The sequence below is a fragment of the Streptomyces sp. NPDC042002 genome (genome assembly GCF_055588305.1).
On sequence record NZ_JBVJCT010000044.1, the window covers coordinates 57,946 to 68,053 of the forward strand.

At 68.9% G+C, this 10,108-nt stretch carries 8 protein-coding genes; 1 reads left to right on the forward strand and 7 read right to left on the reverse strand.

Annotation, left to right across the window (positions count from 1 at the left end; all coding sequences use genetic code 11):
• Positions 1 to 108: 108 nt before the first annotated feature.
• From ACZ6KY_RS36995 to ACZ6KY_RS37020, 6 genes are all read right to left on the reverse strand, one after another.
• A complete protein-coding gene (locus ACZ6KY_RS36995) occupies positions 109 to 621 on the reverse strand; it encodes an acyl carrier protein (RefSeq protein ID WP_469314644.1) in 513 nt (170 codons plus the stop codon).
• Positions 618 to 2,120 (reverse strand): class I adenylate-forming enzyme family protein, encoded by a 1,503-nt coding sequence (locus ACZ6KY_RS37000; RefSeq protein ID WP_469314645.1) that lies wholly within the window; start codon positions 2,118 to 2,120, stop codon positions 618 to 620. Before ACZ6KY_RS37000 ends, ACZ6KY_RS36995 begins: the two co-directional genes overlap by 4 nt.
• Before the next feature lie 144 nt (positions 2,121 to 2,264).
• Positions 2,265 to 3,215 (reverse strand): phytanoyl-CoA dioxygenase family protein, encoded by a 951-nt coding sequence (locus tag ACZ6KY_RS37005; protein WP_469314646.1) that lies wholly within the window; start codon positions 3,213 to 3,215, stop codon positions 2,265 to 2,267.
• Between the two features lie 22 nt (positions 3,216 to 3,237).
• A complete protein-coding gene (locus tag ACZ6KY_RS37010) occupies positions 3,238 to 3,984 on the reverse strand; it encodes a nucleotidyltransferase family protein (RefSeq protein WP_469314647.1) in 747 nt (248 codons plus the stop codon).
• Positions 3,981 to 4,721 carry an SDR family NAD(P)-dependent oxidoreductase gene (locus ACZ6KY_RS37015; protein ID WP_469314648.1) on the reverse strand — a complete coding sequence of 247 codons (741 nt, stop codon included), beginning with the start codon at positions 4,719 to 4,721 and terminating at the stop codon, positions 3,981 to 3,983. Before ACZ6KY_RS37015 ends, ACZ6KY_RS37010 begins: the two co-directional genes overlap by 4 nt.
• Before the next feature lie 2 nt (positions 4,722 to 4,723).
• Positions 4,724 to 5,539, reverse strand: a complete 816-nt coding sequence (locus tag ACZ6KY_RS37020) for an HAD family hydrolase (protein ID WP_469314649.1) — start codon at positions 5,537 to 5,539, stop codon at positions 4,724 to 4,726.
• Between the two features lie 375 nt (positions 5,540 to 5,914).
• Here ACZ6KY_RS37020 and ACZ6KY_RS37025 point away from each other — a divergent pair, with 375 nt between their 5' ends.
• On the forward strand, positions 5,915 to 8,218 hold the full coding sequence (locus ACZ6KY_RS37025; protein ID WP_469314650.1) for a helix-turn-helix domain-containing protein: 2,304 nt from the start codon (positions 5,915 to 5,917) through the stop codon (positions 8,216 to 8,218).
• Between the two features lie 276 nt (positions 8,219 to 8,494).
• Here ACZ6KY_RS37025 and ACZ6KY_RS37030 read toward each other — a convergent pair whose 3' ends face one another.
• Complete coding sequence (locus ACZ6KY_RS37030; protein WP_469314651.1) at positions 8,495 to 9,928, reverse strand: tetratricopeptide repeat protein; 1,434 nt, start codon at positions 9,926 to 9,928, stop codon at positions 8,495 to 8,497.
• Between the last annotated feature and the right edge of the window lie 180 nt (positions 9,929 to 10,108).

A 10,108-nucleotide genomic window follows, 5' to 3' on the forward strand; every position in this document is an offset into this window, starting at 1 on the left:
AGTGTCGAAGTACTCCATGATTCACCTCCTTGAGCGTTGGTTCCGGTGTTGTCATCCACTCCCGGGAGCCTTCGTCAACCGACGGAGGTCCAGGAAGTGGACGAGTCTCTATCGCGGCGACCGCTCGCGGACGAGCGTCGCCAGCCGGGCGACGGTGAAATTGTCGCCGATCTCGAAGAAGCCGATGTGGACGTCGTATTCGCCGGCCAGGAAAGTGATCGTCTCGACGATTCCGAGAGAATCCCCGCCGCATTCCCAGAAGCTGTCCCACACACCCAGTCCCCGAGCCTCAAGAAGCTCTTCCCAGAAATCCACGAGCGCCTGCTCCAGTGGATCCGAAGGGGGGACGTAGGCGTATTCGGCGTGAGCCTGCGGGGCCGTGCCGAGAGCCTCGGGAAGGTCCTCGCACCAGCCTTTCGCCGGCCACCGGAGCCCTTCGACGAACCGCACCCGCCGAACGTCGAGTCCGTAGCACCTGCGGAACGCCGCACGGACTTCCACTCCGGACCGCCGGCCGGGCGTCGACAAGTGAACGGTGGGCTCGGGGGCCTCCCGCACCAGGGCGCCCAGGACGTCGGGGCAGGTCTCACGGAAGAGCGAGACGTCGAGCTGTCGGGTCATGAGGCATCCCTGGTCGAATCGAAGATCTCCTTCACCGCCACGGCGTCCGGCTTGCCGATCTCCGACCTGGGGATCTCGTCCACCCGCAGGCAGATCCGGGGGAACTCCTGTCCGGCCAGCTGCGTGGCGCAGAAGGCCCGGACCTCGGAGAGGCTGACGCCGCCCACGGGGTCGCGCGGCACGAACATGACCCCGATCCCGTCCCCGTCGTCGCCCGCGCCCTCCAGCGCGATGCATTCGGCATCCAGGATGTCCGGATGGCTGCGCAGCACGAGCGACAGGCGGCCGAGCCAGGTGAACCCGGTGGAGGTGGCGGCCCGGTTCGCGGCGCGGTCGAAGACGTAGAGGTATCCGTCGTCGTCGACCCAGCCCATGTCACCGAGGCTCACGAAACCGTCGGGAGTGCGCTCCAGCCACGGGGTCTCCGACAGGACGCGGGCCGAGCCGCCCAGCCGGCGGAGGTAGATCCGGCCGATTCCGTCGTCGCCCCGCTCCTGGCCCTGGTCGTCACCTATCCGTATCTCCGTCAGGAGACCGCGACCGACCGATCCGGGCTTCTTGATCCACTCGGCGCCGCTGATCACGGTGACCCCGACGCCCTCGGTGCCGCCGTACATCTCGAAGAGGCGATCGCCTCCCAGGAGGTCCAGCCAGGCATGCTTCAGCGGCGCCGGACACGGGAGCGCGGTGTGCAGCAGCCCCCTCAGACTGCTCAGGCGCTCGGGGCTGCCCTCGGCGGCGGGCAGGAGGCTCCTGAGGTAGTTCGGGGTCAGCATGAGCCACTCGATCCGGCGCTCCGAGATCACGCCGAGCAGATCCTCGGGGTCCAGCCGATGGGCCAGGAAGATCTGGTTCCGGTCGAGCACGCCCTGCACCAGCGCAGCCACTGTGCCGATGTGGTAGATCGGAAGCGTGATGAGCTGCTTCTGTCCGCTCCGCCAGCCGCACGCACGGAACACGATGTCCGGAACGGTCCGCGGGTCGTAGGCTCCGAGATCCCAGCACGGCACGATCTTCGGCACCCCGGTCGACCCGCTGGTGGCCAGCAGGTAGCGCGGGCGCCGCTTCCCGGCCCCGTCCACCCAGCGCGAGAGCCGCACTTCGACGGTGGACTCCGCGCCGGATCCCGACACCGCGGGGACCTGCGCACGGCGGGTGGAAGGATCGAGTCCCGCTCGGCGCAGTGCCTCGGCCAGGGTTTCGCCCACCAGTTCCGGCGAATGCGGGAAGATCGTCACGTCCGCGCACAGGGCGGCCAGGATGATCCTCGCCGAGGAGGCGGACACCGTCGAGGGAAGACAGATGACGGCACCCTCTTCGCCGGCCCATTCCCGGAAGAGGCCGGCGAGTTCCGACACCCCGTCCACGAATTCCCGGTAGGAGATCTCCCGGCGCCTTCCACCGGCGGAAACCTCCACGACGGCGGAGTGGTCCGGCATTTCGGCCGCCAGCTCGGCCAGCCTTTCATAAAGCGGTTTCGCACTTTCCTTTTGCCGCATCACACCTCCCCAGCCATTCGAATTTCCTATCTCGATAATCCCATGCGATTCCCTCGGAATTCAACCCCGAAAGGGCAGGGAATTTCATTCTCCATACTGCTCTTTCGGGCAGAGGTTGAAATCCGCGGACACTCGGTCCGTAATTCAGAGCACAGGTGCCCGGTCGAGCGCGGCAGTGTCCGGGTGTCCCGGGACCGGGACGAAATCGGAGGCGGTCAGGGGCGGTTCGGACTCGAAGAGCTCGCGTTCGATCACCTTCACCGTGTCGGGCACCGGCTCCCACCACCCGCTGCGCATGAAGGGGGCGTCGATGAACTCCGCGCTGTCGCGCATGCCGTAGGCGAAGGCACCGACCAGCGGTGCCTTCGTCGACTGGAAGCGGGTGTCGACGGAGAGGCGGAGGCGGTCGCTGTTGTTGGGCAGTGCCGCGTGCGGCGTCAGGGCGTGGAACACCAGCACGTCGCCGACCTCGTAGTCGGTCGTGCTCCATCCGTCGTCGGAGCCCACCAGGCGGCGGTCGGTCAGCAGACCATGGGCGTGTCCGCCCGCGCGCACGGCCAGCCCGCCCATGGTGCGGTCGATCGGTACGAGCGGCACCCAGGCGGTGAACATGTCCACCACGCCGAAGACTCGGTAGTCCTGGTGCTCGTACATGCCGTTGTGCACCGGCACCAGAGACTGCGGATACACCGTGCGCAGCACACTGGCGCGGGCCGGATAGGGGTTCTCGGCGGTGCGCTGCGCCCAGGACGGCAGCGGGAACGCGTCATCGCCGATGAGCGTCCTCATGAGCCGCCTCAGCTCCGCGTTGTAGCTCAGCCCCTGGAAGGCGTCCAGGGCCACCGCTGCCTCGTAACCCGGGTCGCCGTGCGGTGACCTGCCCTCCTCCCCCTTGCGGGGCGGCAGGGTGAACTGCCGCGTACCGGGTTCGAACCAACCGTGCTCACCGAGCGTCGAGAGCGTCAGTGCCGCCAGCTCACCCACGACGTCGCGGTCCATCAGACCGCGGAAGAACAGGTAACCGTCCTCACGGAGCCTGCCGCGCAGAGCCTCGCGGTCGGCGGCGATGGGTGACGAATCCTCAAAATCCTGCATGTCAGACCTCCATCGGTCGCGTTCAGCCGGCCAGTACGCCGGAGACGTAGGCGACAGCGTCCTCGTACTCTTCTTGCGTGCTGATGTTGAAGAGCGCTTCCGTCGGGCTCACGTAGAGGCCCAGCTCTCTGGCGTCGATCAGCGGCCGGACGATCCCCAGGTAGTCGATGCTCAGCTCCGGGTCGAACCGCGGGAGCGCCGCCTTGTCGAGGATCAGGGCGCCGGCGAGCACCAGTCCCCGCTGGTCCGGGGCGCGCCGGTAGGCGTCCGGGCAGATGGCGATGTCCGTCACCTGCTGGGAGGCTTCGTCGGCGGACACGACCCAGTGCCGGTACAGCCGGTCCGCGTACGTGGCGACCACCGTGGCCGGCAGCCCCGACGACACGTGGTGCTCCAGGGCGAGATCGAGCCGGAGGCCGGGTTTGATCTCGTCCGCGTGACAGAAGAGCACCGTCTCCGCGCCCGACTCGCGCATGGCGCACTCGACCGCGTTGAGGTAACCGGGCCGGTCCTGGAAGGAGAGCCTGGTCTCGTACGGCAGGGCCGCGGACTCCCGCCAGGCCTGGAACCGGTCGGCGTGATGGTCGACCGCCAGGATCACCTGGCGGATGAAGGCCGGGTCGAGGAGGTCGAAGGCATAGCGGATGAGTTCTCGGCCACCGACCCGCACCAGGGGTTTCGGCACCGCATCGTGAGTGAGTGGCCTCAACCGGGTGCCGAGCCCGCCGCACATGATGACGCAGTCGTGCATGCCTCCGCCCCCACTCATCGAAGCCGGAACCCAGCGTCCATGACGATGGTCTCCCCGGTCATGGCGCCGGCCCCGTCGGAGGCGAGGAAGAGGCAGGCCTCGGCGACCTCGCGCGGCTGGATCAACCGCGCCAGGGGCACCGCCGTCACCAGCTTCTCGTACTCCGGGGAATGGCCCATGCCGGTCTCGACGAAGCCGGGGGCCACGGTGTTGACCAGGACGTGCGGGGCCAGGGCCTTGGCCAGCACACCGGTGAAGTTGAGGACCGCCGCCTTGGAGGCCGCGTAGGACATGTTGCCCGCGGTCCCGAAGTTGTCGAGTCCGCTGACCGAGGCGATGTTGATGATCCTGCCGGACTTGCGCTCCAGCATGATCCTCGCGGCCTGCTGGGCGCACAGGACCACGCCCACGAAGTTGGTTTCGAGCGTGGTGAGGATGTCCTGCCTGGTGAGTTCCAGGAACGGCTTCGACCGGAGGATTCCCGCGTTGTTCACCAGGACGTCCACGGTTCCGTACGTCGCCAGCGCCTCCTTGAACAGGCGCTGCACGTCGTCGGGGTCCGAGACGTCGGCCTGTACCGCCGTCGCCTCGCCGCCGTTCGCGATGATGTCACGCACCACCTTCTCGGCGTTCTCCTCATCGCTGCGGTAGTTCACCACGACGCGGGCGCCCTCGCCGGCGAACAGCTCGGCCACGGCGCGGCCGATGCCCCGGGAGGATCCGGTGACGATGGCTACTCTTCCGTGAAATCCCATGGCTATGACCCTCCGACGGCGACTGCGCGCCATGTGTTGTCGAGCGTGGCGTACACCGGCAGCCCGGAGACGAACTCCCCCAGACCGGCGGCGATGTGGTCGGGCCGCGCGGATTCCAGGTGCGGACGCAGCCCCATCCCGCTCAGCAGCGCCACACAGGCGACGTCGGCGTCCCTCCCGGCATGGATGTCGTTGGGAGCGTCGCAGACGAAGACGGTGTCGTCCGCCGTGACGGAGAGTTCGGCCATGATGTGGACGAGCCCCTTCCCGGACGGCTTCTTCGCCGCGACATCGTCCTCGGAGGCGATCACGTCGAACACGTCGGCGAAAGGCAGGTCGCGGTCGACCGTGACCCGGTTCCCGTTGGTGAGCAGCGCCAGCAGGTAGCCTTTTCTCTTCAGTCTTCGGACGGATTCCTCTGCATCCGGGTAGATGTCGACGAGCAGCCCGGCCGCAGCCGAATTGAAGAAGTCCTTGTAGCCCAGCCGGATCTGCTCGGCCAGCTTGGCCCTCTCGTCGTCGAGAGCTGCCGCGATTCGATCGAGAGCGGCTTCGGCGTCCGGTGATTCCAGGATTTCCGGGAGGCGCCGGTTCTCGCCCGCCAACTGAAGGGACAGGAGCACCTTGAGGCACTCCAGGCCGATGTCGTACTTGCCGATTCCCCTCATGTGCCAGGTGTCCGCGATCCGGAAGTCAAAAGGCAGTCCCACCTTTGCGAATCCTGCCCGGTAACCCTCGTGCAGTCCGGCGGACGAATCCCGGATCACACCGCCGAAATCGAGGACAACGAGCCTGCGGCCCTCTATTGGCTTGGGCATCTCGCCTCCACATTTGAACATAACGACGTGCGGCCCGCGGACCGGCGGGGTGGCCCGTAGAACTGCACGCCCGCCCGGCAGCGGGCGAGGTGGTCGACTCGCTCCACGATTTCCTCTCCTCCGGGGGAACACCCGCGGCATGATCCGCATCACATCGTTTCGGTACTCGGCCCGCCGGTCTCAGCGCTGTCACCGACACCGTGCCCGGACCCTGCCGGGAATCCGCAGGTCCGGCCCTCTCGTGCGAACAGGTCAAGTTGATCATTCGGACTCCGAGAGGCACCAGGCAGTTCTTCCGGCAGGGTTACGGCCCGTCATACTTCTGCCGGGAAGCGGTTGTTCGAGGCCGGACAGCGCTGAACAGGGAGATTCGACATGGGACATGCCGTACCGGTCACAGAGGAGTTCGGGCGGCTGCTGCTGACCCTGCGCACGCGCGCCGGGCTCAGTCAGGAGCGGCTGTCCCACGCCGCCGGGGTGAGCGTGCGCGCACTGGCGGATCTGGAACGCGGTCGCTCCCGAGGACCGCAGCAGCGCACCGTCCAGGCCCTGGCCGCCGGTCTGGGCCTGGACGACGAGACCGCCGCGGAGCTGGAGCGGGCCGCCTGCCGGGGACGGACCCGCCCGCGGCCGGCCGCCGGGCCGCGAGCCCACAACCCGCTGGCCCTGCCGCGTGACGTCGGCGACTTCGTCTCGCGTGGTCCGGCCCTGGCCCGGTTGCTCGCCCTGGTCGAGCGCCCTGACGCCGGCCGTTCCGCGATCAGCGTGGTGTCGGGACAGCCCGGCCTCGGCAAGACCGCCTTCGCGGTCCATGCCGCGCATCACCTCGCGCCGCACTTCCCGGACGGACAGTTGGTCCTCGACCTGCACGGCATGGACCCGGAACCCACCGCCGCGCGTGACGCCCTCGCGTCCCTGCTGCGGGCCGTCGGCGTGGCCGAGCAGGCGATCCCGGCCTCGGCCGACGACCGGTCAGGACTCCTGCGGTCCGTGCTCCGCGACCGGCGACTGCTGCTGGTGCTGGACAACGCGGCCGGCGAGGACCAGGTCCGCCCCCTGCTTCCCGGCGCCGGGCGCTGCCTGACGATCGTCACCAGCCGCCACGCCCTGGCCGGTCTCGAATCGGTCCACCGCAGCGACCTCGCACTGTTTCGCCGGGAGGAGGCGGTCGAGCTGCTGAGCCGTATCATCGGCCCCGAGCGGATACGGCAGGAGGCCCAGGCCGCCCGCGACCTCGCGGACCTGTGCGGACTCCTGCCCCTGGCCGTACGGATCGCCGGACAGCGCCTCGCCGGCAGGCCCCACGAGCGCATCGGCAAGCTGGCCGCCCAACTGGCCCAGGAAGGCCGCCGCCTGGACACGCTCCAGGTCGGAGACCTTCAGGTACGAGCCGCTTTCGCCTTGTCCTACCGGCAGTTGGCCCCGGCCGCCAGAACCGTACTGCGCCGGGCCTCCCTGGCCGCCGGAGGCGACTTCGGCCCCGAGAGCGCCGCCCTCCTGGCCGACCTGCCGGTCAACGAGGCGGCCCGGTGCGCCGAAGAACTGACGGACGCCGGGCTGCTGCAGTCCGACGCCTCCGCCGAGCGTTACCGCTTCCACGACCTCCTGAAGCTCTTCGCCACCGAACAACTGACCATCGAGGACGGCGCCGAGGTGTCCCGAGCCGCACTGGACCGGACGGCACAATGGATGCTGCGCCGGGCCACGGCCGCCGCGCTGCGCTTCGACGCCGACCCCCACGAAGACTCATCCCACGGCGATCCGGACCCCGCCGGCGCACCAGCCGACCGTGACCAAGCCCGCGCCTGGCTGGAGGCCGAGCGGGCCCAGTGGCTCGCGTCCCTACACCACGCACAGGCCAGAGGGCACCACCAGCAGGTGATCGACACGGCCAGGGCCATGCACTGGTTCTCCGATCTCAACCAGCACTGGGAGCTGTGGGTGGAGCTGTTCGGGCACGGGGTCGAGGCGGCCCGCGCGCTGGGCAGCAAACAGGACGAGGCCGTCCAGCTGAACTTCCTGGCCTGGTCGTACAACAACTGCGTCCACGACCCCGACGCCGCGCTCGTCACCGCCGACGCCGCCCTGGAGGTGGCCCACGAGATCGGGGACCGGCTCCAGATGGGCTGGGCACTGGGCTACGGGGCATCGGCGCTGCAACGCACCGGCCGGGCCGAGGAATCCATAGCCCGGCTGCGCGCCGCCGCCGTCTGCCTTGCCGACCAGACCTCCGTGCAGGGCCGCCTCGCCGAACTCACCGCCCTGAACACGCTGGGCAGTTACCTGCGTCAGTCGGGCAGCGCCGAGGAGGCCCTGGCCATCCACCGGCGCAGCGAGGCGATCTGCCGGACGGAGGTGCCCGGACGACCGACCGAGCTGATCACCGTGTACCTCGCCGCGGTCCGGCAGCAGATCGGCAACGACCTTGCGGCACTGGGACGCTGGCCGGAGGCCGAACGACCGCTTCAGCAGGCGCTGGACATCTTCGATGCCATGAACATGGCCACCTGGGCCGAAACCACCCGTCTCGACCTCGGTATCGTGCTTCGCCACCTGGCCCGCTACGACGAGGCTCGCCGAACCCTGCTAGCCGCCCACGAGGCACTCCGCAGGCTCAACAGCCCCCGGCAGGCGGAGGCCGCGGCCGAACTGCGTGAGCTGGAGGTACGGGCGTCGTGAAGACTCCGGGCCCACCGCCCGGACAAGCGGCTGGAGGCGGACTGTGGAGAGCAGCCCTCGACAGGAGCCCGTTGTGCGGAGTTTCGGTCCGACGCGATCGCGTTGTGGCGTGCTTCGGCCGGCAGGCGGACGTTCAGGGACGCTGCGGCCGATCTGAACGTCGCCCCCTGGACTTGGAGGACTCCGAAGCGACGAGGAGCTGAGGGCATTCGAGGTCGTTGCCGAAGACTCTGCGCTCATCGGCGGTCCAGGTGTCGGCGCCGACTGGCGGGGGCGTCATTCCAAGTGCGCGGTATTCGGGGCCGCCCCAGGGTCGCCCCACCCGTCGCCGCTACCGGATGGAGCCGTCTCCTTCTGTTCCGTCCCGTCCGTCCAAAAGCGCTGTTCTTCATCCCGTTGGGCGGCCACGTCGGGGATGACGGCGACAGCTTCGGCGAAGCGCGCCTGCCCGATCAGCAGTTCGGCCAAGTCGGTTGCGGCCCGCTTGCCAGGCAGCCGGCGCAGGCGGGCGATGGCCTGCTCAACGCAGCCGTCCTGCGCGAGCAGCCAGGCGATGGTCAGTTCGCGGTCGTCGACCTCGTCGGCCGGCAGTGCCTCGATCTCCGCGATCGCTTCCCGGGCGCGTCCCGCCTCTCCCATCAGCCACCACCGGTTGGACCGGAGCCAGTACGCCTCGTTCTCGGCGAGGAACTCGGGGCTGCGTCCTTGCGTGAGCGCAATGGCTTTGTCGTGCTGGCCCTGGTCGGCGAGCACGATCAAGGTCGACTGGAGAAGGTTTCCGTCGTAGAGGTCGTCGAACGTGTGCTTCACCGCCTCGATGGCGTCATCGAGGCGACCCTGGCGGATGAGCAGTTCCATCAGCACGCTCTCGTACCAGCCCGGATGCTTGGCAGCGATGAGGTCGCGCAGGTACGTCTCCGCTTCGCCGGCTCGGCCCAGGTTCTCCAGGACTTTTACGTACGTCACTGCGACGGTGGACGCATGGGTGCCGGTGGCGAGGTCGCGCAGTTCCTCGACCCGACCGTGCCGGGCCAGCAACTCTGCATAGAACTCGACGTTGTTCACCGGCCCGTACCGGCGTGCGGCCACGTCCGCGCCGAGCAGCCGGATCGCCTCGTCCACGCGGCCGGACCGCTCCAGGACCCGGGCCTGTGCGGGCAGGACCTCCCACAGGTCACCTACGCCGGGCTGCGTCGGGTCACTCCGGAACTCCTGGGCGATCGGGGCGAGCACCTCCAGCACCCGCTCGTCGCATCCCTGCCCCTCGGTCATCTCCACCAGACCACGCAGCACCCCCCAGTCACGCAGGCACGGAACGAGCACGCCGATCGCGTCGTCCACCCGCCCGGCCCCGACCAACGCCGCGGCGTAGTCCCGCCACACGTCACCGCTCTCCTGCCCCCGCCCGCCGGGGTACGTCAGCTCCAACGCCTGTTCGACGCGGTTCCACCGCAGGAGAACATCGGCCCCTGCCCGCACCGCCGGCTGCCAGCCCGACGCCGCGAACGGCTCCATAACCGTCCAGGCCCGCCCGAACTCCCCTGCCGCACAAAGCCCCCGCACGGCACCCACAGCGCAGAACCAGTCCTCGCGCTCACGTGCCGCCTCCACCAACACCTCAAGACCGCCACGTTCCAGGATCTCGTCCACAATCCGCGGCAGGACACCACCGAGGTTGCTCGACTGCCACTGAAGATCATCAACATTCACGGGGGCACTCTAAGCCTGTCTGAACGACGTCCCGGCCGTCGCGGGCAAGTACAACCCCGGGCGGCTGTCCGGAGTCGAGCGCACGGTCCAGGTGTCGCCGCCGGCGAGGAGTGCGGCGAGGTCGCCCTTGCCGTTCTGTTCGATGGCCGCGTCGAGCTGGTCGGCCATCTGGGTGTCGTA

What these genes read in the sequence shown, in the direction of transcription:
- ACZ6KY_RS37005 (WP_469314646.1), bottom strand. Translation starts at nt 3,215, where the DNA reads ATGCAGGATTTTGAGGATTCGTCACCCATCGCCGCCGACCGCGAGGCT.
- ACZ6KY_RS36995 (WP_469314644.1), bottom strand. Translation starts at nt 621, where the DNA reads ATGACCCGACAGCTCGACGTCTCGCTCTTCCGTGAGACCTGCCCCGAC.
- ACZ6KY_RS37015 (WP_469314648.1), bottom strand. Translation starts at nt 4,721, where the DNA reads ATGGGATTTCACGGAAGAGTAGCCATCGTCACCGGATCCTCCCGGGGC.
- ACZ6KY_RS37010 (WP_469314647.1), bottom strand. Translation starts at nt 3,984, where the DNA reads ATGAGTGGGGGCGGAGGCATGCACGACTGCGTCATCATGTGCGGCGGG.
- ACZ6KY_RS37025 (WP_469314650.1), top strand. Translation starts at nt 5,915, where the DNA reads ATGGGACATGCCGTACCGGTCACAGAGGAGTTCGGGCGGCTGCTGCTG.
- ACZ6KY_RS37020 (WP_469314649.1), bottom strand. Translation starts at nt 5,539, where the DNA reads ATGCCCAAGCCAATAGAGGGCCGCAGGCTCGTTGTCCTCGATTTCGGC.
- ACZ6KY_RS37000 (WP_469314645.1), bottom strand. Translation starts at nt 2,120, where the DNA reads ATGCGGCAAAAGGAAAGTGCGAAACCGCTTTATGAAAGGCTGGCCGAG.